This is a genomic window from Dongia sp., from assembly GCF_041905885.1.
Taxonomy (GTDB): Bacteria; Pseudomonadota; Alphaproteobacteria; order Dongiales; family Dongiaceae; genus Dongia.
The window spans coordinates 138,887-161,034 of sequence record NZ_JAYRKD010000011.1 but is presented as its reverse complement, the minus strand read 5'-3'; the positions used below and the strand labels follow the sequence as shown (position 1 = coordinate 161,034).

23 protein-coding genes and 1 tRNA gene are annotated in these 22,148 nt (G+C 56.5%); 16 read left to right on the top strand and 8 right to left on the bottom strand.

Annotation, left to right across the window (positions count from 1 at the left end):
- Positions 1-190: 190 nt before the first annotated feature.
- A complete protein-coding gene (locus tag ACH2CY_RS13710) occupies positions 191-382 on the bottom strand; it encodes a hypothetical protein (RefSeq protein WP_395019823.1) in 192 nt (63 codons plus the stop codon).
- Positions 383-610: 228 nt separating this feature from the next.
- Here ACH2CY_RS13710 and ACH2CY_RS13705 point away from each other — a divergent pair, with 228 nt between their 5' ends.
- From ACH2CY_RS13705 to ACH2CY_RS13675, 7 genes are all read left to right on the top strand, one after another.
- The gene (locus tag ACH2CY_RS13705) at positions 611-901 is read left to right on the top strand and encodes a DUF1778 domain-containing protein (protein ID WP_395019822.1); all 291 of its coding nucleotides are present in this window, start codon (positions 611-613) and stop codon (positions 899-901) included.
- A gap of 3 nt (positions 902-904) precedes the next feature.
- The gene (locus tag ACH2CY_RS13700) at positions 905-1,408 is read left to right on the top strand and encodes a GNAT family N-acetyltransferase (protein ID WP_395019821.1); all 504 of its coding nucleotides are present in this window, start codon (positions 905-907) and stop codon (positions 1,406-1,408) included.
- 588 nt (positions 1,409-1,996) lie between these two features.
- On the top strand, positions 1,997-3,127 hold the full coding sequence (locus ACH2CY_RS13695) for a tyrosine-type recombinase/integrase (RefSeq protein ID WP_395019824.1): 1,131 nt from the start codon (positions 1,997-1,999) through the stop codon (positions 3,125-3,127).
- 65 nt (positions 3,128-3,192) lie between these two features.
- Positions 3,193-3,387, top strand: coding sequence for a helix-turn-helix transcriptional regulator (locus ACH2CY_RS13690; RefSeq protein WP_395019820.1), 195 nt, complete (start codon positions 3,193-3,195; stop codon positions 3,385-3,387).
- A 293-nt stretch (positions 3,388-3,680) separates the two neighbouring features.
- Positions 3,681-5,048, top strand: coding sequence for a type IV secretory system conjugative DNA transfer family protein (locus tag ACH2CY_RS13685; protein ID WP_395019819.1), 1,368 nt, complete (start codon positions 3,681-3,683; stop codon positions 5,046-5,048).
- A gap of 35 nt (positions 5,049-5,083) precedes the next feature.
- Positions 5,084-7,033 (top strand): type IV secretory system conjugative DNA transfer family protein, encoded by a 1,950-nt coding sequence (locus ACH2CY_RS13680; RefSeq protein ID WP_395019818.1) that lies wholly within the window; start codon positions 5,084-5,086, stop codon positions 7,031-7,033.
- Positions 7,034-7,144: 111 nt separating this feature from the next.
- Positions 7,145-8,125 (top strand): replication-relaxation family protein, encoded by a 981-nt coding sequence (locus ACH2CY_RS13675; RefSeq protein ID WP_395019817.1) that lies wholly within the window; start codon positions 7,145-7,147, stop codon positions 8,123-8,125.
- A gap of 257 nt (positions 8,126-8,382) precedes the next feature.
- Here ACH2CY_RS13675 and ACH2CY_RS13670 read toward each other — a convergent pair whose 3' ends face one another.
- Positions 8,383-8,583 carry a hypothetical protein gene (locus ACH2CY_RS13670; protein ID WP_395019816.1) on the bottom strand — a complete coding sequence of 67 codons (201 nt, stop codon included), beginning with the start codon at positions 8,581-8,583 and terminating at the stop codon, positions 8,383-8,385.
- 97 nt (positions 8,584-8,680) lie between these two features.
- Between ACH2CY_RS13670 and ACH2CY_RS13665 the strand changes: the two genes are divergently transcribed.
- Both ACH2CY_RS13665 and ACH2CY_RS13660 read left to right on the top strand, forming a co-directional pair.
- On the top strand, positions 8,681-9,394 hold the full coding sequence (locus ACH2CY_RS13665; RefSeq protein ID WP_395019815.1) for a CHC2 zinc finger domain-containing protein: 714 nt from the start codon (positions 8,681-8,683) through the stop codon (positions 9,392-9,394).
- Positions 9,395-9,726: 332 nt separating this feature from the next.
- Positions 9,727-10,293, top strand: coding sequence for an MT-A70 family methyltransferase (locus ACH2CY_RS13660; RefSeq protein WP_395019814.1), 567 nt, complete (start codon positions 9,727-9,729; stop codon positions 10,291-10,293).
- A 12-nt stretch (positions 10,294-10,305) separates the two neighbouring features.
- Here ACH2CY_RS13660 and ACH2CY_RS13655 read toward each other — a convergent pair whose 3' ends face one another.
- The 5 genes from ACH2CY_RS13655 to ACH2CY_RS13635 all read right to left on the bottom strand — a co-directional run bounded on the left by ACH2CY_RS13655 (position 10,306) and on the right by ACH2CY_RS13635 (position 13,727).
- On the bottom strand, positions 10,306-10,710 hold the full coding sequence (locus ACH2CY_RS13655) for a very short patch repair endonuclease (RefSeq protein ID WP_395019813.1): 405 nt from the start codon (positions 10,708-10,710) through the stop codon (positions 10,306-10,308).
- 26 nt (positions 10,711-10,736) lie between these two features.
- A complete protein-coding gene (locus ACH2CY_RS13650) occupies positions 10,737-11,537 on the bottom strand; it encodes a hypothetical protein (RefSeq protein ID WP_395019812.1) in 801 nt (266 codons plus the stop codon).
- 34 nt (positions 11,538-11,571) lie between these two features.
- Entirely contained in the window at positions 11,572-12,723 is a 1,152-nt protein-coding gene (locus ACH2CY_RS13645) for a DNA cytosine methyltransferase (RefSeq protein WP_395019811.1), read from the bottom strand.
- Positions 12,724-12,868: 145 nt separating this feature from the next.
- Positions 12,869-13,234: a hypothetical protein gene (locus tag ACH2CY_RS13640; protein ID WP_395019810.1), complete on the bottom strand. Its 366-nt coding sequence runs from the start codon at positions 13,232-13,234 to the stop codon at positions 12,869-12,871.
- 97 nt (positions 13,235-13,331) lie between these two features.
- Positions 13,332-13,727 (bottom strand): hypothetical protein, encoded by a 396-nt coding sequence (locus tag ACH2CY_RS13635; protein WP_395019809.1) that lies wholly within the window; start codon positions 13,725-13,727, stop codon positions 13,332-13,334.
- A 72-nt stretch (positions 13,728-13,799) separates the two neighbouring features.
- On the opposite strand from ACH2CY_RS13635, the gene ACH2CY_RS13630 reads away from it, so the two are divergent.
- The gene (locus tag ACH2CY_RS13630) at positions 13,800-14,516 is read left to right on the top strand and encodes a M23 family metallopeptidase (RefSeq protein ID WP_395019808.1); all 717 of its coding nucleotides are present in this window, start codon (positions 13,800-13,802) and stop codon (positions 14,514-14,516) included.
- 548 nt (positions 14,517-15,064) lie between these two features.
- Positions 15,065-15,691, top strand: a complete 627-nt coding sequence (locus ACH2CY_RS13625; RefSeq protein ID WP_395019807.1) for an MltR family transcriptional regulator — start codon at positions 15,065-15,067, stop codon at positions 15,689-15,691.
- Positions 15,692-15,891: 200 nt separating this feature from the next.
- On the opposite strand, the gene ACH2CY_RS13620 is transcribed toward ACH2CY_RS13625, so the two are convergent.
- Positions 15,892-15,982 (bottom strand) — tRNA-Ser (locus ACH2CY_RS13620).
- Between the two features lie 617 nt (positions 15,983-16,599).
- On the opposite strand from ACH2CY_RS13620, the gene ACH2CY_RS13615 reads away from it, so the two are divergent.
- From ACH2CY_RS13615 to ACH2CY_RS13595, 5 genes are all read left to right on the top strand, one after another.
- Positions 16,600-17,118 (top strand): hypothetical protein, encoded by a 519-nt coding sequence (locus ACH2CY_RS13615; RefSeq protein ID WP_395019806.1) that lies wholly within the window; start codon positions 16,600-16,602, stop codon positions 17,116-17,118.
- On the top strand, positions 17,060-18,256 hold the full coding sequence (locus ACH2CY_RS13610) for a PBSX family phage terminase large subunit (protein WP_395019805.1): 1,197 nt from the start codon (positions 17,060-17,062) through the stop codon (positions 18,254-18,256). The genes ACH2CY_RS13615 and ACH2CY_RS13610 overlap by 59 nt, the downstream gene beginning before the upstream one ends.
- A gap of 582 nt (positions 18,257-18,838) precedes the next feature.
- The gene (locus tag ACH2CY_RS13605; protein ID WP_395019804.1) at positions 18,839-20,665 is read left to right on the top strand and encodes a hypothetical protein; all 1,827 of its coding nucleotides are present in this window, start codon (positions 18,839-18,841) and stop codon (positions 20,663-20,665) included.
- Between the two features lie 10 nt (positions 20,666-20,675).
- Positions 20,676-21,023, top strand: coding sequence for a hypothetical protein (locus tag ACH2CY_RS13600; protein WP_395019803.1), 348 nt, complete (start codon positions 20,676-20,678; stop codon positions 21,021-21,023).
- Between the two features lie 565 nt (positions 21,024-21,588).
- Positions 21,589-22,119 (top strand): hypothetical protein, encoded by a 531-nt coding sequence (locus ACH2CY_RS13595; protein WP_395019802.1) that lies wholly within the window; start codon positions 21,589-21,591, stop codon positions 22,117-22,119.
- Positions 22,120-22,148 lie beyond the last annotated feature (29 nt).

Genomic DNA, 22,148 nt, shown 5'->3' with positions numbered 1-22,148 from the left:
AGGCCGATGGGCACTTTCCAGGATAGAACCTCCATGGACCGCATCCTGTTCGCCGTCTTCACCCACGAAAACAAGTCACAGGGCGTCAGTACCCTCTTCCTCCTGACACACAACAATTGACGTTACCCGCGCTCATATTCAAGCTGCGCGAATTCCGCGCGATCCCGAATTCTTCTGCGACGCTCCAACATCAGGCATCGAAGCGATGGTATTCGCGGTGCCACTTCAAGAAGGCCGGGTGCGGACGTTCAAGAGGATTCCGCGGCTGCAGCGCATAGCCGCTCTTGTTGATCAGGCCGCGGACACCGTCAGCATCGTTCACCTTCCGCGAGATCAAGATGCGCAAGTCGTCCGCCAGGCTGAGCAAGCCTCGATCGAACATCCAATTCACGGTGCCCGATAGGGGCGATCCCGTTGCAGGGCCCGTTTCGTTCAGCAGTTCCGACGTCGGTGTGGCGCAAGGCGTGTTGAACGAGCAAGAAGGGATATCGGGACGCGCGCACAGTCCGCAGGCACCCGAAAGCCAATCCAAAGCACCCAACCGATTTGAAAACAGCACAGCTTGTTTTGCACGGTATTATACCGTACATTGATCAAGAAGGAGAGTGCTATGCCTACAGCCTCGAATCGCCAGAAATCGTCCTCCGAAATCAAGCGCGAACGAATCGAACTGCGCGTCGGCACCTCGGCCAAGGAACTGATCCAGCGAGCCATGGCCGTCACTGGCCTGACGGCGGGCGACCTCGCCTATGAGGGTGCGCGCCGGGTGCTGGACGAACACGAACGGATGATGCTGGCCGGTGCCGACCGGGAAGCCTTCTTCGACGCGCTCATGAATCCGCCGGAACCTTCCGAGAAGCTCATTGCCGCCCTTCGCCGCCATCGCGACCTGATGGGCTGACGATTGGGCATCATCCTGGAGCCGCTCGGCAGGCATGATCGGACGAAGTTTGCTTGCGGAGAGGCCGAGTTGGATGACTGGTTCCGGCGACGGGCCAGCCAGGACGAGCGCCGCAATATCGCGCGCGTGTTCGTTGCTACGGACTCAGAACTGGGCGTGGTTGGCTTTTACAGTCTGAGCTCCTTCAAATTGGACGTGGGCGATCTTACGGAGGAGATCGCCCGCAAGCTTCCCCGTTATGACAGAATTCCGGCCGCGTTGATCGGACGCTTGGCCCGCGACATCCGTGCGCGTGGCAAGGGCGTCGGTGAGCTTCTCGTGGCGGACGCGGTGCGGCGCATCCTGAGTGCCGCGCAATCGCTCGCTGTCTTCGCGATCATGGTTGAAGCCAAGGATGAGCGTGCGGCCACGTTTTATGAGCGGTTCGGCTTCCGCCGCTTCCCGCTGCGTCCGAACCGTCTATTCCTGCTGGCATCGTCCGCGGCGACGGCGTTGGAGCGAATGTAGGCATGGCGGCGCTCCGGTATTTTGCCTATGGCTCGAACTTGCTTACCGAACGTCTGCGCGCACGCTGCCCGTCTGCAAGGGTTCGGCAAGTTGCGCGGGCTGACAAGTATGCGCTGACGTTTTGCAAGAAAAGCGGCGATAGATCGGGAAAGGCAATGCTTTCGCCGACTTGAAGTTTGGCAGGATCAGGCCGGACGTCGCCGCAGCAGACTTGTCGGGCGAAGGAGCACAAGGTCCCGTTGCGAATCGTGAGCCAACCCTCTTTTAAGTCCACGCGGCTGGACCCGAGAGGTGTCTCGGGTCCCGACCCTCGGAAGACTTCGCGCTCCGGGCAATCCACGGAAGAAGCCCAGGACGAGCCTCAGGCCGCAGGCGACTTTTCGACGTCGTCGGAAGAAATGGCGCGCCCGAAGAGATTCGAACTCCTAACCTTCTGATCCGTAGTCCGAACGGGAGCCTGAACATAGAGGAGCATAGAAGCACTTAAGTCACTTAGATCATTGGCTTTTTCGGTGATACAATGGTGCATAGAAGTACCCCGAAAAACCCTGCTACGCCAACGATCGAGGAGCCTAGGAAGTGCCTAAGATGCGTCTTAGCGACCTAGCCCTCCGGTCGCTCAAACCTCCTGCTGAGGGTCAAATCACCTACTGGGATGAACTACCGGGTTTCGGTGTCCGCGTCTCTCAAGGCGGTGCCAAGACCTTCATTCTCCAGCGCGGAAAGGAGCGCGCCCGGACTACGATTGGCAGATACCCGATCATATCCCTTCTCGACGCCAGAAACGAGGCTAAGCGCCTTCTCGCCGAAGAGACCCTAGGAAAGCCCAAGGAGGCGTCCATAGCCTTCTCAGAGGCCCTAGAAGGCTTCGCAGCCGTCAAGGAGAAGAAGAACCGGGCAAGGACGGCTAAGGAGACCAAACGGCTTCTTACGAAGCATTTTAAGCCGGATCTCGGTTCGACCCTGGTTTCCAAGATTACCGAGGCCGACATTTCGAAAATCCTCGACGGCCTGGCCCAAACTCCCCAGACCGCCAACCACGCCTACACCGCCCTCAAGACCTTTCTCCGTTGGGCCGTTCGGAAGCGTTATCTTTCGCACAGTCCCCTTGAAGACATGGAGCGGCCGGCGGCGATCGTTTCCCGAGACCGGGTTCTTACCGACCGGGAACTTGTCCACATCTACCGCACAGCGGAACAGTACGGCTACCCCTACGGGACGATCGTGCAGCTCCTCATCCTCACCGGCCAGCGCCGCGGGGAGATTGCAGCTCTCGCCGAGCACTACATTGTTTCGGCCGAGTCGCTCGTTAATCTTCCTAAAGAGCTGACGAAGAACGGGCGACCGCACACGTTTCCCTTTGGCCCGATGACGGCAAAGGTTCTTGCCGGCATCCCGAAGTTCGGAACAGTACTCTTCCCGGCACGGGGAAACTCTGAGGCGATCTTCTCAGGCTGGTCTAAGTCCAAGGACGCTTTCGACAAACTCTGTCCGATCGATCATTGGACCTTGCACGACCTGAGGCGAACTCTCGCGACCGGCATGGCCGCCCAAGGCGTCCAGCCGCACATTGTCGAGAGGTACATTAACCACGCCTCCGGCGTCGTCTCGGGCGTCGCCGCGATCTACAACCGCTTTCAATACCTACCCGAAATGCGGGACGCGGCTATGCGGTGGGAACGGCACCTTTCTCGACTCCTCTCCGACCCGTGCCTATAGTTGTGGTCGCCTCCGGATGGCTTTTGTAACCGGAGCACCGGTGCTCCCTTCAATGGGAGTTACCGATGTCTCACGAACTGAAGCTCATCACGAAGAAGGAGTTGAAGGGTGTATACGGTATCCCTTACTGCTCACAGCATATCCAGCGCCTCGAAGATGCTGGGAAGTTCCCGAAGCGGTTACAGCTCGGCAAAAATCGCGTCGCTTGGTACGCAGTTGAGATAGAGAAGTGGATAACGGAGCGCCCTCGCAGCGCTTGAGAAAGCCTGACTCCCCTTAAGGGGCAGGGAGGGACCTTCGGCAACGTCCGGAGGTCCCTCTTTTCATTTCCGGCACGGCAAGCAAGCCATGCATACGGATATATATACTGTATGTACCCTTCAGCCTTACTTTTCCCCTTATTCCGCCACACAGTCCGTCGGCCTCACGGCACGACTCCTCGCCGCTATCGGCGTCCCTATCGGTCCAGCCGCTCGCGCCCACGCGGGCGCTCGTAAACGACACCGTAGGATGTCCTTTACATTCGCTTCCTTGGGGATTGCGGCGAGGAGTCGTGCCGCTTCGCGTCACCGACGGACTGTGGGCGGCACACTTCATCCCGCTTGCGCGGTATACTTACGGAAGAACTGTTCTTTTCTGGCCTCACGGCCAGACCCGATCCGCGATGACGCGAGCGCACGGTTACCCATGCCCTCTGCCGCTCATCCTTCGCGGCTCGGTCCTGGACATGAACCACTCACACCATTACGCGATCGGCCAAACCGGCACCGGCAAGACTTCGTTTTTGAAAAATCAGATCGCGCGAAACATCACGGCTGATGTCGGCTTCTGTTTCATCGACCCTCACGGCGACGCTGCAAACGACGCCCTTTTCCTCATTCCCCGAGAGAAGCAAGACCGCGCAATCTACATCGACGTTGCCGACACGGCGTTTCCTGTCGGGATCAACCCCATCTCTGCCGTCCCTGTGGACGAAAGGGCGCTAGTTACCGAAGAGATCGTATCAGCCTTCATCCACCTGTTCGGGCAAAACGCTATCGGCCCCCGCTCTGCCCAAGTCCTCAGAAACTCTGTGAGGACCCTTCTCGACTATCCAAACGCCTCCCTCCTCCAGATCCCTAAACTTCTCACCGATCAGACATTTCGCAAAAGGACATATGGCTTTGTCCTTGAGCCTTCCGTGCTCTCCTACTGGCGCGACCAGTTCGACAAATACGACGACCGCTTCCGGACCGAAGTTATCTCACCCATCTTGAACAAGCTGGATGCCGTCTTCTTCTCACCAGCTCTCCGGAACATCATCGGGCAAAGGAAGAGCACCGTAGACTTCCGCCGCGCGATGGATGAAGGACAATTCATCATCGTAAACCTGGCTAAAGGACAGATAGGCGAAGGCCCGGCGCACATCCTCGGAGCCCTTATAGTTTCAGCGATTACTCAAGCCGCCTTTTCCCGCTTCGATACTTCCCCGGACGACCGGCGCCCTTTCTGCCTGATCGTTGACGAGTTCCAGAACTTCACCACCGATGCTTTTCCGACGATCCTTTCCGAGGCTCGGAAGTATCAGCTCTACCTCACGCTCTCTCACCAGTTCATGTCGCAGCTTCCCGAGGCAATCCAAGATGCCATCCTGGGAAACGTGAGCCACATGCACGTCTTCCGGATCGGGGCAAAGGATGCCGCAATCCTGGGCCGCCATATCGACTTCAACCCTCAAGCTCTCATGGACCTACCAAACCACGTCGCCTTTGAACGGCGAATTGAGGCCGGATCGGTTTCCGAGGCACGGCAGAAAATACAGCCTCACCCTCCTACCCCAACAATCACTGACGCTCAGGTCATGCTCCGCCATTCTCGCCGAAAATACGGCTCATTACGCGAGAAAGTTGAGAACTACATTAGACGTACCCTTGACTCTTAGCCGACCCCCTGGATTCCTAATCGGGGGAGCTGCCTATGAGCGGGTTTGTCCTTATCCTGATGATCGGCGGGGTCTGCTATGGCCTGTGGTGGGCCTTTCAGCAGTATGAAAAGAACGAACGCGACAAGCAGGACAAGGCCATTATCCAGAAGTACCGCCTGCCAGAGTTGGAACAGGCGGCTTCAAAAGCCTTCCGAACTCGTCAGCCAATCTCAGTTGAAGGATTGAAAGAGCGTCTTACCGCGATACTTGTCGGCAAGGACTACCCCGTCACCGCAGCTTACCTTCTCGGATGGGCAGCGGCTTTTTATGAAAAGAAACGCTCGAAGCTAGCATTTGGCGAACCGCCGCAGTTTGGCGAGCTGCCGGTTGGGATGGTACGCGACGGTCAGATGGATCCGATCGTTACCCCCGTCGTGGACTACATCGAGAAGGCGAAGAAACTTCAGGAAGAGAGCCAGCATCTAACCGGTGAAATTGAAAGACTGATTGCGGGTTATTGGAGAGCCCTCCCACCAGAGGCACCCGACGGGTTCTTAGCCGTCAACCTTGAGGACCTTTACGAGGCTCCTCCAATGGAGAAAATCTATCACCTGGAATACAGCGATCTTCGCTCATACGCGATCGGCTTCTTTCCGCCAGAGAAACTTCGCTTCGAGCATCAATGGATCGTCGCAGGATCGGGGCACGGTAAGACCCAGCTTCTTCAGGCGATGATAGCTACCGATCTTCCTCGCGTCGCTAAAGGGGAATGCTCAATCGTAGTGATCGATAGCCAGAAGGATATGATCCGGAACCTTTCATCCCTCAAGTTCTTCGCGGAGCACCCTGACCGACTGGTGATCGTAGACCCTGAAGACATGGAGTATCCCATTGCCCTCAATCTCTTTGATATGGGCAGGGGTCGCTTCGATAAGCGCTCGCTCGCTGAGAAGGAGATGCTGCTATCGAGCGTAACCCAAGTCCTCGATTATGTCTTAGGGGCGTTGCTATCAGACGACCTTACCGCGAAACAGGGCACGCTCTTCCGCTTCGTCACCAGGCTCATGCTTGAGATCGAGGGCGCGAACCTCCGGACTTTCCTGGAGCTGATGACTAAGGAGGGGTATGCAAAGTACGAGGACTATGTATCTCGACTTGGCAAAACGGCGCAGGAGTTCTTTCGCACCCAGTTCAACGTAGACAAACAATACAAGGAGACGAAAGAGCAAATTGTCCGCCGCCTTTGGGACATCATGGAGAGCGGGGCGTTTTCGCGAATGTTCTCAAACCCGCGCAGTAAGCTGGATCTCTTTAAAGAGATGAACAGCGGTAAGGTCATTCTGGTAAACACCGCACAGAGTATTCTCGGAGAGGAACCATCAAAGCTCTTCGGCCGCTTTTTCATAGCGCTTATAACGCAGGCAGCTCAGGAGCGGGCGACCCTTCCAGAAGATCAACGCCTGCCAACATTCGTCTACGTTGATGAGGCACACGAGTATATAGACGACCGAGTTGGGGTCATGCTTGAGCAGGCGAGGAAGCGTAAGATCGGCTTGATTCTTGCCCACCAGTACCTCGGGCAGCTCAACAGCAAGATCTACGAGAACCTTAAAGCGAACACCTCAATACAGCTCGTCGGTGGTGCATCCATAGATGACGCGCAGCAATTCGCGAAGATGATGCAGAGGGATGTTGCGGAAATTAAGGCTCTCCCCAAGGGCAAGTTCATGGGCGCGTTCGGGCCGATGTTTTCCGGCAAAGGCGTTACGGTTTCAGTTCCGCATCGCGTCGTTGAGACGATGCCCCAGATGACAGCCGCGGAGTTCAAATGGCTCCAAACCCAGCAACGAGCAAGGTATGCTGTTCACGTCTCGGAAACGGAAGTTCCGGATGAGCCAGCACCCGCTATGAAAGACATAACGCCCGAACCGTCTGGCAGCTCTGGCAATGCCAAGCTCATAGAGTACCGTGGGCCTAGCTCAGACCAGCCCGGAGAATGGTAGTCTGTGCTACAATGTGATGAGTGCGCACCGTAGAACACTGCGGTAGCCCTCAGCCTCTCGCAACACTTGGCTCACGTTGCCTCCGCGCGATCTCTGCGCGACTACATCTCCATGAAAGAACCCAAAGAACGACGGAACCGCTGGGAGCGGAAACCGACCGGCCGAAAGGTCGAAGTTACCGACCGCGATCTTAAATGGTTGACGGCGCTTGCCCGCTACCAGTTCCTCAATACGAACTACCTTCACGCCTTCGCTGGCGGCAGCCTCGCACGCTTCAATCATCACTTGGGCGATCTTCACCATGAGCGGAAACTGACCGACCGACCGCTTGAAGCGCGCGACTATCCGAACGAAAACTACCGGCCCATCGTCTACGAGCTAAATCACAAGGGCTATCAGTATCTCCAAGAGCGCGGCATCGTCCTGCCGAAGCGGTATGTCATCGACCGCAAGGGAGAAGGTGGACACCGGAACTTCAGCCATCAGCTCGGGGCCTGTGAGGTTATGGCTTCTATCGAGCTTGAGATCAGGAACCATCCCGATCTTGAGTTCATCCCGCAGCACGAGGCGATAAAGAAAGCGCCGCAGGCGACCTTAGAAGCCCGCGTCCCATTCGCAATTCCGGACAGCGAAGACCGGGGAAGCGCAAAGACGTTCCTGATCCCTGACGGCCTCTTCGGTATCCGTTACCTCAAGGCGCCGAGCAATCGGAACGTCCGCTTCTTCGCTCTTGAGTTCGACAACGGCACAATGCCTGTGGAGCGCGCCGAATCTCGTGGAACTTCTGTTGAGCGCAAGTTTCTCTCCTACCAAAACATCATCAACCGCCGGCTCTACGAGAAGCATTTGGGTATTCCGAGCTTCATGCCGCTCTTCGTTACGATTTCGGAAGAGCGCATGGAGAACATGCTGCGAGTTCTCGACAAGATCCCAGGCGCTTCCAAGAACGCCTTTATCTTCCAATCGACCTTCCCATTAGGCGACATGAGGAAGTCGCCCCGCCCCGAGCCTGGTTTCCTCACCGGAGCATACAAGCGCGCCGGCCAGCCAGACTATTTCATCCATACCCCGACAGGAGGTTTGAATGGCTAACTTCGACGACCGCCTAGCACGCATCAAGACACTCATCGAAGACCGAGAGAAGATAGACGCAGAGCTTGCGTCGTACCTGGGAGAAGCACCGAAGCGGCAGCCGCAGAAGTGCGGGAACTGTGGACAAGAAGGACACAGTGCGAGGACATGCCCAAGCAAATCGCAGGAATAAGAAGAGACCCCCGCCTTAAACAGCGGGGGTTTTAGTTTGAAGCGCATTGCGCTCCGGTATGAAGGATCACCGTCCTTCCTTGGGCTCAGGAGTCGTCTTCCTTCGGCGGCACGAGGATGAAGTCGCCATCCCACTGGATCGGGAGGCTTTGAAGCTTCACGACCATGCCTTCGCCTTCCTTGAACGGCCAGGCGGCGCCGATCGTGACCATGTAATCGCTGTCCGGGGATTGCTTCACCCGAGCGATCATCGAAGGCTTGCTGCCGTTCGATTTCTTCTGTGCCATTTGGCACCTCTCTTTCCGGGAACATTCCCGCTCCTAAGCATATCATAGTATGCATGCTAGACTTAGAGCAGGCCTGCACATCAAAAGGAGAGCAGAGATGGCCGAGCTCGTTTCTTTCGACGACCTCAAGGCTCTCGTGAGCATTGAGGAAGTCGCCACTTGGCTAGGCATCCAAACCAAGCCGAGCGGAACTAATGGAGCTTTGCGCGGCAAGTGCCCGCTGTGCTCCGAAGATCGGACTTTCACCATCACTCCCGCAAAAGGTCTCTTTGGTTGCTTCAAGTGCCAGAAGAGAGGTTCGATCCTCGACCTGGTGCACCACGTCCGACGGACCAAGAACGTCCGGGAAGCCGCCTTGCTGATCCAGGAACAGTTCCTCGGGGATGCGGGTGGTAAAGTACCGTCCCAGGAGCTTCGGAAGAGTACTGTACCAGCCGAGCGGAATAGTACTGTTCCAGCCCGTCAGGAGGCCCCACAAAGCCCGTTAAAGCCTTTGGAGCACCTGACGACCAACCACCCGGCTATCGAGGTCCTTGGCCTCACCGCCGGGGCCTGTACGGCTATCGGTATCGGGTACACCAGCAAGGGCATGATGCGGGGTCGCGTAGCAATCCCCCTTCGGCTCCCCGATGGCTCATTGGTCGGCTATCTCGGCATCGCCACGTCGGGCGACCAACAGCCCCTCCTCCTCTTCCCCAAGAACCTGGAGGAGAAAGCCACTGCGGCGGCGACGCCAGCAGCGGAAAAAGAAACGAGCGAGCCCAAGAAGCCCGCCGAAGAACTCCGCAAGCTATTCCGGGTAGTGGGATAAACCCACTCTCTCTTTCCCAAACTGGAACGCCTCGCACCTAGGCAGATCCGGAACGACACCCGAAGCGGTCTTGGGTGCCGGCTGGCGACCGTCTGGAGTTTCCGCCCGCCGCGAAACGCGGTCACGCTCCCACCAGTGCGTTCTTTCTTTAAGGCCCCCGATAGCGAAGGGGGCCTTGTTGTTGTCCGCGACGCCCTATCGAAAGATTTGATATGATGACCTCATATCGCACTTTCGCGCGTTACAGCGCATAGCGGCACATGCCGCACTTTTACCCGCCACATTTCATCTGATTATTCAGGTGTCCTCGCAACTTCGAGGACATCACCGACATGACTGAGAAATACCAAGTTATCTATGCAGACCCGCCGTGGGAGTATCGTCAATCCGGCAGCGCGACAAGCAGCAGAGGTATGGCAAAGCAACACTACCCAACGATGACAACAGAGGCGATCTGTCGCTTACCAGTCGCTCAGTTGAAGACAGACGACGCAGTGTGTTTTATGTGGGCGACATTTCCAAATATAGCTGAAGCATTAAAGGTTTTGCAGGCGTGGGGATTCGAGTACAAAACTGCGGCATTTGTTTGGGTCAAGACTAACCCTCGTTCGGGCAGTCCATTCTGGGGTATGGGCGCTTACACACGGGCCAATGCAGAAGTCTGTCTGCTAGGGATTTCGCCAAACACCAAGGCTAAGACTCAGGTTCAATCGAAGGCAGTCCACCAAATTATTCACTCACCAATTGAGCGTCATTCTAAAAAGCCTGATGAAGTAAGGCGGCGAATTGAGCAGCTTCTCGGTGATGTTCCGCGCCTTGAACTATTTGCAAGGGAAAAGGCAAAGGGGTGGGACGCTTGGGGCAACGAGGTACAGAACGATCTGCAGCTAGTCGCATGACTAAAGCCCCGCTCATTGCGGGGCTTTTTTGTTCGGGGCAACATCAGCAACAAACCGCGCAAGCGCTTCTGGCTTCTCGACTTCGCATTCCCAGATCACCATCGGACGCCAGCCTGCATCTGTGAGCTGTGACCGCACTTCCACATCACGAGCCTTATTGCGATCAATCTTTGCGGTCCACCACTCTACCCGCGATTTCGGTATGCGATGCCGCGGGCAGCCCTCATGGCCGTGCCAGAAGCATCCATGCACAAATACCGCGATCTTGCGAGAAGTGAGAGTCAGGTCCGGGCGACCAGGTACACGCTTATCGTGAAGCCGATACCGCAGGCCCGCACTCCAAAGCGCTTTACGGACGGTCAGCTCGGGAACTGTATTCTTTGATTTGACCCGCGCCATCACCTCGGAGCGGGTCATAGGGGGTCTCTTTTTCCGCTTCGCCATCAGCGAATAATGTCTTTGGCGTACGGATAGTTCTCGTGTTCGGGATAAAGAATGACGCGATTCGAGAAAACGGTAGCTTGCCAGCCAGGCAGTTGCGCGACGACCAGCTTTAGGACATCGCGGAAGGTTAGCGCCGTCCCATGCGGCAACATCACTTGCTTGCCCTGATAGTCTTTGTGACCGACCGTGTACTTCGCGTAGAGCGGCTTTCCATTTTTCTTTTTGCCGATTAGATCGGTGTCGTACCGAAACGTATACGGCAGGTTATCTTTCATCTGAATCAGAAGGCCGAGCAGATCGCGCGGACCTTTCTGGCCAGGGTCAATCTCCATATCAAGATCGATGGGCCATTGCTCATCAATATCCGCTGGCGCTTGCCCATCGCGATTGCGGCCGGGGTCATTCGACCCGAAGCCTGAGTCATTCCATTCAAGGTAATTCGGATCGATAGCGCGCATGCGCTCTATCAGGATGGCTTCCACATCGAAGTTCGAGAACACCATCACCCGCACCGCCTTGAACGACATGTCCGCGATGTCGAGGCCTTTGCGGTGCTGCAGGGTGAACCAGTGGCGATCGAGCCGATTTCGAAAGCCGTGCCGCGTGTCAGTCTTCCCGGCGTAAACCGGCACTCCCTTGTGCAGGAGGATGTAGGCACCCTTGGCTTTCGCCGGGATAGTTTGGATGTTGGCTTGCGTGAGAGGCGCGGAGTCGATTTGGCCGAAGAAGTCCGCAAGCTGCTCGCGCAGCACGCGTTCAATATCCAGCTCGAACTCGTTGTAACCCGGAATCGTTCCCACCGCAGGCGCCCCTTTGGGAGCCCTGCGGGCCATTTCAGGCGGCCCTTCGGGAAGGTTTGCGGTTCTTCAGGCCTCTCGTAACCCAACCGCCGAGCGCGGTAGACAGCTCGACAGGTACAGCGTTGCCAAGCTGCCTCATGCTCTCGCTCCAAGAGGATGCGAATGCCCAATCATCAGGCAGGCCTTGAAGGCGCGCAGCTTCCCGCACGGTGAAGTAACGAACCGAACCGTCGTCCTGCACCATCATATTCTCGCCGCCGGGCACGCCGTGATCTCCGGCCTTGAGCGCTTTAGCCGGTTCATCGAGCGGGCTGCCAGTGTGGCCGACATAAGAGCGAGCGCCAGCCTGGAAGACGTGGTTCGCCTTGCCATTCGGCTTTCCGAGCCCATCAAGGCAATCGCGCACGGTGCGCCAGGCCTCGCCGGCAGGCGGCACCAGCTCATGCTTGAGCGCTTCAACTATATTCAAGTCGGCCGAGGACGGCTCACGCCCGCGCGCCTTCAAGCCGTGACGCTTCCAGTATTCTCCCGTGACGTACTGATCCCACAGGAGCCGTTCGCGCGAGTGGGTCGGGCGGAACTCACCGAGATCCAGGTCAAGATCAGAGCGAACGCCAACGATGACGACGCGGTTTCGCTTTTGAGCCGCGCCATAGTCCGCTGCATTAACCTTGAGTACGCGGACCTGGTACTCGGTCCGGCGGGAACGCCGAATACGGTCGAGGTGGTCGAGATGCGCCTCGCCGCGCTTCCGCTCTACCGAAGGAGCTTGGAGGCTGTGACAGATCCAGTTGAGATAGTCGGAAAACGCGGGCCGAGCGAGGCCGCGGACGTTCTCGAAAACAAAGGCGTCGGGCGACAGCTCGCGCACGGCCCGGACGGCTTCTGGCCACATGTCGCGGGCATCGGCATTGCCGCGGTGCTTGCCGCCAATGGAGAACGGCTGGCAGGGCGGCCCGCCGGCCACCACGTCAACAGAGCCGACCCGCTCAGCCCAATCGATCTCGCGAACGTCCGCCTTCTCGATCGGCCAGCGCTTAACGTGCTCGACGCCGTTCTGTTTGTTGAGGTTCAGGGTGTCGATAGCGTCGATATTCCACTCGACTAGGAGGGAATGCTTGAAGCCCGCTCGGGCCATGCCAAGCGCCAAGCCCCCGCAGCCGGAGAACAACTCCACGCTTCGCATTCCACCCCGCTCCCGCGACTCGACACACACAATTTTCTTTTGTGGGTACCTTATTTGTTCCATGGATTCAAGCAGCTAAGACGAGTCTACCCCGCCAGTCATTCCACAAACTGTGGAAAACTGGCGGGGTAGGTACGGGATAACCTCAGGCGACCACCCGAAGGCGTGGCCGGCGTCGGATGCGCTGCGGCTGGGCCGCCGCTTCGGGCTGCGCCAGCAGCTCTCTCAGTGTCTCGTCTCCAATCACTTCACGGGCGAGCGCCCTGATATCAGCCTTTGAGAGCGAAATCGTGAGGAGGTAGTCGCCCTTCATCTGCACATAGGCTGATTGCGCTTGAATGGTGATCACCGGGTCAGAATCGGTGAGCTGTGCGGTTTCTTTCGTAATGTAGACATTCCCCGCCGTGAGCCAATCCGGCCGGCTATCACGAACCTCGCGCCCTTGAAGCTCACGATCAAACAATGTGTGCGTCAATTCTCTGCGGCGCCATCCGCGTGCTTTCACTTGCATTGCTATCTCCTATTTTTGGGCGTTGGAGGAGTTAGCCTAGGACAGCGGTAGGAGCGGTCAAGCTCCTGCACCCTGAAAAATGCAATTCGCAATCCTGCTATGCGTCCGGGAGCGCGTGCGCCCTTAGCCACGCAGCGGCCCGTTCGTGGTGGACGGCCCAGGAACCGCGCCCGCGCGGCGAATAGAAGAGGTCATCCTCCGCCTTGCCGTTCCAACGGCTCGACTGGCGCGTATGGTGATTGATACAGCTCCGAACGGTCGCCTCGTATTCCTTTGGCTTAGGCAGATCCACCGAGTATCGGATCGCCCACACATCTCGGTAGAGATGCTGCAGGTCGCTTCCGTTTGGCCGGCCATAGAGGACGCGGATTATTTCATAGGTCCACGGCCGCTCTTTGCGCAGCTTCTTTAGCTGCTTCTGCCGCGCATACTGCTCGTCCCATTCTTTGAAAAATGCATCTAGGTCGAGATCCGCTAATGGGTTCTCAAGCATCGCATCACCCAATCCCCAGCCCGACGTGAGCAAAGAGGTTGGTACGCGGTATAATGATTTCAACCACCGCGTATGCAGCTCAAACTATTTCTTTCGATAAAGCCGTATCGCGTTAATCAAGGTTTCGGCCGCGACAACACCGCTGCCTCAGCGCTTCAGACCTACCGAAATCTAGGACTCAACGGCCACAATGGACTCGACCTTCGAGCGAGTCATGGTCAGCCGGTCTACGCTGCTCATGCGGGAGTCGCTTACTACGAGATCGACTCCAATCAAGGCGAGGGAGTCGTCATCCGCACGGCGGAGCCGTTCGACTACAAAGGCGGCCAAGCTTTTTTCAAGACGATCTACTGGCACCTTTGCCATCCAGCGAAGGAGCCCAAGCTTGCCTCTCCTGTCTTTCTCTTTGAGCAGCAGACTCCCGGCCAGGGAATGCCGGTCAAGGCTGGCGATCTTATCGGCTACGCCGACAACACCGGCCTCTCGACCGGCGACCATCTGCACTTCGGCCTTAAGCCGATCCTTCCAGGCGATAACAACGGCACTGACGCCACGGACTTCGGCATCGGCGATTTCTATAACGTCGAGCAGGCGAACGGATATTACGGCGCGATCGATCCGACGCCTTACCTGGTCAACCAGTACGCCCAGGATCTCCCGATGATTGAGGAAGGGCTCTCTACAGCGAAGAAGGCCGCTCAGCTTATCGTCGAGGCCAATCTACCCGACCAGGTGAAGCGCTCGTTCCTTCAGGTGCTCGTCGATTTCCTCAAGAGCATCCGCTTCTAACCGCCATGTCGAGAAACTCGGGCCATCCTCTCAGCTTCGCGGATGCCGAGTATTGCGGCGACAAGCGCAAGTACGACAAGAAGGGCGCCGTGACAGCGAAGAACAAGCGCTATCGCGAAGACCACGAGCGTCTCCGGATTTACCACTGCCCGCGCTGCAACGGCTGGCACCTGACCAGCCAGCCACTCATGACCCCGTACGGCTTGACTCCCGACCGCCGTGCTGGAATCGATAGCACAGTCCCAGGAACGGATCAAGAACATGCCGAACCCCTCAATGCGCCTGCACGATTTAAAGGAGGGCGACGCCCTCGAAATCGCTTGTTGGGAGTGCAAGCGGAAGTCGCTTGTGAGCTATCTTGGTCTGATCGCGAAGGGGATCGCGCCGAACACGACGTTCCTTGAAATCAAAAACCGCTCCGTGTGCAGCAAGTGCGGGAGCCGCTCTGTCTCGGTGACGATCGCGAAGAAGAGGGACTAGAGGTTATCGCGTCCGCTTCCTGCTGAATATCGGTATGAGCTACACCTACGACTTCAAGGGAAAGTAACGTGGCCGGCAAAGAGAAGTCTTCGACTATGAAGGCGCTGGCGAAGCTCATCATCGCCCCAACAGACATCGATGATGCTATGGCCTTCAAAAAGGAGATGAAGCAGCTCCGCAATGATCGCGGCTTCGCAATCCTTGTCGCTGCCAATCTCGAGAATGTAGTTGAGGAAATAATCGCTCGGTTGGTGGTTCCCGATAAGAGAGAAGAGCTATTCGACGGGCCGCTTCACACTTTCTCAGCGAAGCTCCTCATGGCCTATTCCCTTGGAGTGTACGGAAGGGAGACGTATCGAAACCTCGACCACATCAGACAAATACGAAACGTCTTCGCTCACTCAAAGAAGCCCATCACCTTCAAAACGCCCGAGGTGAAGGCGGCATGTGATCTTCTCTCCATTCAGGAAGCGGTTTTTCCCAAGACAGTTCAATCAGCCAAGCTTCGCCCGCACGGCTACTCAGGACGCAAGCGCTTCAATCACGTCTCACAAGTTCTCAGTCATAATTTGGTTTGGCACTCTCTGCGCCTCATCGATCACAAGGGGATCGCGCGTGGTGCTCTCAGGCCGGAGATCGAGAAGAACTTGGACCCTCGGTATCAGCTCCGGCTCATGCCAGATCCGTTGCCCTGAATGGCGGCGCCGGCCTCCGAAACAGAAGGAGCCCGGCCATCTCTGACCAGGCTCCCTCCTAACGATTTCCTCGTCTCCAGCCAGGCCGGAGCCTGGCAACGCCAGAGCCCACCGATTGCTCGGAGCTTCAACGACCCTGGCGATTAAAGATACTCTAGGCTGTTTGCTAAAACAAACTTAAAGCCGAGCAGGGACTTAGGAGACGAGGGTGGGATTTGAACCCACGATGGGGGTTGAAGGCCCCAGCAGATTTCAAAGCTGCTCCGTTCGACCGGGCTCCGGCACCTCGTCAGGGCTACCTTCTACCCCGTCTCGCTGGGTGAGTCCAGAAAAATTATCAGCCCAGCCCATTAAAGACCCAAATAGCGGGTCTAGACCCGCCATCAATGTTGATAATGGGGATAACCTATGATAGGCACTCAGCATGGTTGAAACTCTTAGAGATACACTCGCTAGACTCCAAGAAGACTTGGAATCGAAAATTAGCGAGCTACGCAAACAACTAGCTCCACTTGAGAGAGAACTCGCTGAGGTTAAACGAGTACGAAACACAATCGTACACGGCGAGGTAATGGAGACTATGTTTGATAACCCCCACAGGGGAATGACAGTCTCTTTTGATGATGCTTACAAGAACCTCACGATGAAAGAGTTAGTGAGGATGGCCCTACATGAGCAGTTTAGAGAGGGCGCCACAGCTAAAGAGCTTTTGGAGTTCTTTCACAACGCTTGGCACAGAGAGGACATCACTAGAGAGAGCCTCAGTCCTCAGCTTAGTAGATTGAGAGCAGAGGGTGTCCTAGGCCGATCTCAGAAGCGTTGGTACCTGATAGACGAACCTCCCGTTCACCTACGGAAGCTAGTCAGCAGCTCATAAGAACTACCGTTCTATGGTACAATTCTGAGGTATGGCGAAAGCCAAGCCTCCAAAGAAAACGGGCCGTCCCACCGACTTTACTGAAAATCTAGCCACAGAGATCTGCCTTCGCATTTCCGAAGGCGAGAGTGTGCGCAGCATTGTGAAGGATGAGGACATGCCCTCCTCCTCAACGATTTTCCGCTGGCTACTTGACGAACGCTACAAGACGTTTTGGGAGCAGTACGAGAAGGCTCGAAACATCCAGGCCGAGCTCATGTTCGAAGAGCTGCTCGAAATCGCTGACGACGGCACGAACGACTACACCACCCGAATGCGCGGTGCCGATGGTGAAGAGGAGGAGCATCAGATTCTCAACAGCGAGCACATTCAACGCTCACGCCTCCGCGTAGATACTCGCAAGTGGTATCTCTCCAAAGTCCTTCCCAAGAAATTCGGTGACAAGCTCGACTTGACCTCCAAGGGAGACAAGTTCCCTCAACCACTCTTGTATGCCTTACGCGATAACGACCGCGACGAAGAAGATAGCGGCGCTCAAGAAACGAATTAAAGCCATTCAGGGCGGCACCAGCGCCGGCAAGACCGTCGGCACTCTTGAAGTTCTCATAGACCGCTGCCAGAGCGAAGACGGGCCAGGCGATGTTACGAGCGTCGTTTCCGAGACCTTTCCACACCTCAAGCGTGGTGCGATGCGCGACTTCCTCAGCATCATGGAAGTTCAGGGCTACTTCGAACCGTCGCGCTGGAATAGGTCTGATTCCACCTACACCTTTGAGACAGGCGCCATCCTTGAGTTCTTCTCCGCCGACCAGCCGGGAAAGGTTCGCGGCCCTCGCCGCAAGCGCCTCTACATCAACGAGTGCAACAATATCCCCTATGAGACCTTCGATCAGCTCGAAGTGCGCACGAAGGGCGAGATCTTCCTCGACTGGAATCCGACGAATGAGTTTTGGTTCTACGACAAGGTTGCTCAGCGGGACGACGTTGACCACATCATCCTCACGTATCGCGACAATGAAGCCCTTGACCCTGCAATCGTCGCTTCGATCGAGCAGCGCCGCAATCGGCCGGAATGGTGGAAGGTCTACGGCGAAGGGCAGCTTGGCGAAGTAGAAGGCCGCATCTTCCGAGGCTGGAAGACCGATGTAGACGAGATTCCGCACGAAGCCCGCCTTGAGCGCTACGGCCTCGACTTCGGCTATTCAAACGACCCTACCGCCATTGTCGCCATCTACTACTACAACGGCGGCTATATCCTGGACGAGATCGCATTTCAGAAGGGTCTCAGCAACAAGCAGATCGCGGACATCTTCCTCAACCAGCCTAAGGCACTCATCATCGCCGACAGTGCAGAGCCCAAGTCCATTGACGAGCTGAAGAGCTACGGCCTCAACGTCCTGCCGGCGACGAAAGGACCAGGCTCCGTCCTTCAGCGCATACAGATGGCGCAGGATCAGCAGATAAGCACCACCAAGCGCAGCACCAACGTCATTAAGGAATACCGCAACTACCTTTGGGAAACGGATAAGGATGGTAGAATAATCAATGAGCCCGAGCACGCCTGGTCGCACAGCATGGACGCGTTCATGTACGGCCTCAGCTCGGTAGCGCCGATTATGCGAGCGAGGGAGATGCAGGAGCACCTACCCCGCCGCGAAAGCAAACCTAAGACTAACCGCGCCCTATGACACCCGAGACAGATCTTCGCGACCTCTCGCGCAACAACCGGCGCGCTATAGGCAACGCCATTCCTAACCCCAACCGACTCAAGCTCTACCCTCAGAACATCGGCGAATGTTTCTACTGCGGCGACTATGTTTTCGCGGCACCAGGCCAGGCTATTACATACAAGATCATCACGGACAAGAACGGGAAGTCCGTCTCTATCCCCACCCACAAGGCTTGCAGGAAGAACGCGTGATATAATCTTACTTGTATGCCAACTCCTAAGAAGGCGCGCAAAGCGTCCAAGACCAAGAAGGCGAAGGCCCCGCGCAAGCCACGCACATCAAAGCCGCCTCAGCTCCTTTTTACCGTCACACTCTACGTCAATCGCCTCTTTTTTACGGCCTCAGCGCCTTCAATGCTTGAAGCGGTCGAGGCCACTCTCGCCAAGGCTCCCCAGTTCAAGACCAGAGCATCGCTGAGCGGTGCCTACCGTGAGAAATCCCTCTCTGTCTCGCTGACAATCCCTCAACTCAAGAAGCTCAAGGCCAGCCCCCTCTTCCGCCAAATACTTGCGAAGCGATTAAACTCGGCTGTGACCTGGCATGGATAACTACGAGACAATCTATCCGTACATTGTCGCCGAGGAGGCTGCATATAAGACCGTCGCCGTCCCGATCGCGGACGGCTATGACTGGAATATGTACGAGCACATTCGAAAGTCGGTGCTCTACAAGAACGGCATGTTTGCAAAGGGGAAGAACGACGACACCCGCCCATTCAAGAACATCACCCGCCCGATTCTAAACTTGCAGTACCGCACAGAAGGCTTCGACGTGAAGGACATTGTCCTTTTCGTCAATGACCCCGACGCCTACTACCTCTCATTCCTCATCAAGAAATATCACGAGAAGTGGGCACGAGATAACGACATCGACACCTTTATCGACGATATGGTGGAGAGCTATGTCGATTTTGGCGGCGCACTCATCAAGGATGTGAACGATAAGAAGCCGGAGGTGGTCGAGCTACAAAGCATTGCCTTCTGCGACCAGACCAACCTCCTCGGAGGCCCGCTCGGCATCAAACACAATTTCTCCCCGAGTGATCTCCTCGATATGGCCGACCAGCACTGGGGCGATGAGAACTATGGCGCGACGGTCACGCTAGAGCGACTGATCGAGCTTGCTATGACTGGCAAGAGCGATCCTCAGAACCAGAAGGGCGAGGAGACTAAGACCCCCGGCAAATACATTGAGGCGTACGAAGTCCACGGCTCATTGCCGACCAAGTGGCTCAAGGCTGTCCCCGAGGGGAGCACGGTTAAAAAGTACACGCCTCAGCTTCAAGTCGTCGCCTTCTACCACGATGAGAAGGGCGAGAAGCAGTGGGTAACGCTCTTTAAGGGCAAGGAGACTACAAGCCCATTCAAGAAGGTAATCCGCCACAAGATCTTCGGCCGCGCGCTTGGCATGGGCGGCGCTGAGGAGCTTTTCACGCCTCAAACCTTCACCAACCTGCGGGAAATCCAGATGACGGACATGCTTGAAGCAGCCTCAAAGATCGTCCACGTCACCGACGACGAGACCTTCGCAACGCAGAACAAGCTTTCAGACATTGAGAATAACGAAATCCTGAAGATCACGCCCGAGCGCACCGTTCGCCAGCTCAATACCCAGCCGGTAAATCTTCCCGCCTTCGAGAAGGCATCTAACGAGTGGGAGACGCATGCCAAACTGATCGGCGGCGCCGCAGAGGTGCTTCTCGGTGAATCTCCTACCTCGGGCACACCGTTCAAGCTTCAAGACCTTGTCGTCAGCGAGGCTCACTCCCTGCATGATTACCGCAAGGGCCAGCTCGCCACCTTCACCGACACCATCTATCGTGACTGGGTAATCCCCAACCTGGCCCGTGACATCGCCCAGGGCAGCAAGTTCCTAGCCGAGCTCGCCCTCGACGAATTGCAGGCCGTAGCTGACAGCCTAGTAGCGGTTAAGGCTCATGACCTCATCAAGGAGGAGATACTTGCCGGCCGCAATCCGTACCCGGCAGACATCGAGACCTACAAACAGAAAGTCCGCGACGAGTTCATGAAGGGCGGCAATAAGCGCTTTATCGAAATCTTCAAGGACGAGATGAAGGGGCTTCCGCTTGACGTTTACACCAACATCGCCGGCAAGCAGAAAGACCTCAATAAGATTACCGACAAGCTAGTCAACGTCTTCCGCCAGATGCTTGCTACCTACAATCCTCAGACCGGAAGCTTCGCAATCTTCGACGATCCCCGCATGTCCAAGCTCTTCAACGAGATCATCGAATACTCTGGCCTCTCCCCGATCGACTTCTACGCCAAGGCTGAGAAGAAACAGCCGACCGAACTTCCCACCCCTTCCCAATCAAAGCCTCAAGCCGAGGCACCTATAGCAGCTTAATTTTGTAACCATGAGTGCAACACGCAAAGCACAGGCAGATCTTTATCTCAATGATGTCGAGAAGGCGCAGCTAGCCGCCTTCGCTGACAATCCGACGATGTTCGAAGCGGTTAAAAAGGTGATCTTGGCGCCAGCCCTCTACGATGGCCGCATGTTCCCAGGCGAGGACTTCGACCCGTCTTACAATCACACCCTTAACCTGGTTTCTAAAGGCGACCGAAGCGACGAGGAGATTGCAAAAAAGCTCAGGGCACAGTGGGAAGCGATCAATTACATCGGGCATGCTTTCGCAGAAGTGCTCTCGCTCTATGCTTCCCCAAAGTCAGGAAAGAAAGCTATCCACAACCGCGGCCTATAGCCTCTGGTGCTATAATCTCACCATCGATCTATGACTGATTCTCGCAAGGACACGCTTAAGCTTCTCGCGATCATTGCCGCGATTTTCATAACGGCCACCGCGATCGTACTCACGTCGGAAAGTCGCACGGCTAGAGCCTCAGCTCCCTCAGGACTTCAGGCCACGAACGCGACTTCATCAACAATCACCGTCGGGCCGCAGAGCGTGACCACGATATTCGGTAAATCCCAGTGCGCCGCTCGTGTCATCAGCACCGCTGGCCAGTCGATCATGCTCTCGTACAACTCTGCTGTGACACCAACCGTCGCAATCGGCCACCCGCAAGGCACCAGTACAACTCAGACCTATGACAGCGGGCTCACTGGCTGTGGCACCACCACCGCCTACGCTCTCGCGTCAACGACCATTACTATCAGCGAATTTCGCTAACCATGCTTCATCGCACACATTCATTGAAGGATAAGCTCGGCACGCTCAGTACTCTGCCGCCTAAGACAGTCGGCAAGAAAAAGCGCCGCGCCTCGAAGCCTAAGTCGAAGATTAAAAGCTCTAAGAAAAAGCGCTAATGCGAAAATTCGCAAACATCCTCACCGTCCTCATTGTCCTAGTCCTTCTAGGCTCCGGCGGTGTGTATCTTTACCAGAAGGCCCACACCTCATCAGAGGGCACCGGGGGCCCTTCCGGCCAGGACGTATATGTCCCGACCCTTTATCATGGCGGTGTAGTCACCGGAGGCCCGGTAAGCTCGACCTCCACAAACGCCACCAGCGCCACCTTCCTTGCCTCCAATCTTCTCAATAACCAGGGCTATGTGAGCAAGATTAGTTTCACGCCGAACGTCTCCGGCATTACCGCGACCCTTCCTGCCACCAGCACCTTGAAGAACTATCTCCCTCTCGCAGGCGACCACTCGACCGTACTTCTCTGTAACGCGACCACGACGGCCACCATGCCATTCACCCTCGCCGTGGGCACCGGCATGAACCTCTTTCAGGCTACAGCCACGATGGCAGTCAACACCGGCCATTGTGCCAAGCTCGACTTCTGGCGCGCTACCAACCGCGACATCGACGTTTACTACGACCTCGGCTACTAGCCGAACCGGGTTATCGCTCCCGCCATCAA

Bases quoted from the DNA above. Each gene is read 5' to 3' on its own strand.
- ACH2CY_RS13645 (WP_395019811.1), bottom strand. From the start codon at position 12,723: ATGCGAAGCGTGGAGTTGTTCTCCGGCTGCGGGGGCTTGGCGCTTGGC.
- ACH2CY_RS13690 (WP_395019820.1), top strand. From the start codon at position 3,193: ATGTCTCACGAACTGAAGCTCATCACGAAGAAGGAGTTGAAGGGTGTA.
- ACH2CY_RS13635 (WP_395019809.1), bottom strand. From the start codon at position 13,727: ATGCTTGAGAACCCATTAGCGGATCTCGACCTAGATGCATTTTTCAAA.
- ACH2CY_RS13695 (WP_395019824.1), top strand. From the start codon at position 1,997: ATGCGTCTTAGCGACCTAGCCCTCCGGTCGCTCAAACCTCCTGCTGAG.
- ACH2CY_RS13600 (WP_395019803.1), top strand. From the start codon at position 20,676: ATGAGTGCAACACGCAAAGCACAGGCAGATCTTTATCTCAATGATGTC.
- ACH2CY_RS13660 (WP_395019814.1), top strand. From the start codon at position 9,727: ATGACTGAGAAATACCAAGTTATCTATGCAGACCCGCCGTGGGAGTAT.
- ACH2CY_RS13610 (WP_395019805.1), top strand. From the start codon at position 17,060: ATGCCTTACGCGATAACGACCGCGACGAAGAAGATAGCGGCGCTCAAG.
- ACH2CY_RS13605 (WP_395019804.1), top strand. From the start codon at position 18,839: ATGGATAACTACGAGACAATCTATCCGTACATTGTCGCCGAGGAGGCT.
- ACH2CY_RS13705 (WP_395019822.1), top strand. From the start codon at position 611: ATGCCTACAGCCTCGAATCGCCAGAAATCGTCCTCCGAAATCAAGCGC.
- ACH2CY_RS13675 (WP_395019817.1), top strand. From the start codon at position 7,145: ATGAAAGAACCCAAAGAACGACGGAACCGCTGGGAGCGGAAACCGACC.
- ACH2CY_RS13595 (WP_395019802.1), top strand. From the start codon at position 21,589: ATGCGAAAATTCGCAAACATCCTCACCGTCCTCATTGTCCTAGTCCTT.
- ACH2CY_RS13710 (WP_395019823.1), bottom strand. From the start codon at position 382: ATGTTCGATCGAGGCTTGCTCAGCCTGGCGGACGACTTGCGCATCTTG.
- ACH2CY_RS13670 (WP_395019816.1), bottom strand. From the start codon at position 8,583: ATGGCACAGAAGAAATCGAACGGCAGCAAGCCTTCGATGATCGCTCGG.
- ACH2CY_RS13640 (WP_395019810.1), bottom strand. From the start codon at position 13,234: ATGCAAGTGAAAGCACGCGGATGGCGCCGCAGAGAATTGACGCACACA.
- ACH2CY_RS13655 (WP_395019813.1), bottom strand. From the start codon at position 10,710: ATGACCCGCTCCGAGGTGATGGCGCGGGTCAAATCAAAGAATACAGTT.
- ACH2CY_RS13665 (WP_395019815.1), top strand. From the start codon at position 8,681: ATGGCCGAGCTCGTTTCTTTCGACGACCTCAAGGCTCTCGTGAGCATT.
- ACH2CY_RS13630 (WP_395019808.1), top strand. From the start codon at position 13,800: ATGCAGCTCAAACTATTTCTTTCGATAAAGCCGTATCGCGTTAATCAA.
- ACH2CY_RS13615 (WP_395019806.1), top strand. From the start codon at position 16,600: ATGGCGAAAGCCAAGCCTCCAAAGAAAACGGGCCGTCCCACCGACTTT.
- ACH2CY_RS13680 (WP_395019818.1), top strand. From the start codon at position 5,084: ATGAGCGGGTTTGTCCTTATCCTGATGATCGGCGGGGTCTGCTATGGC.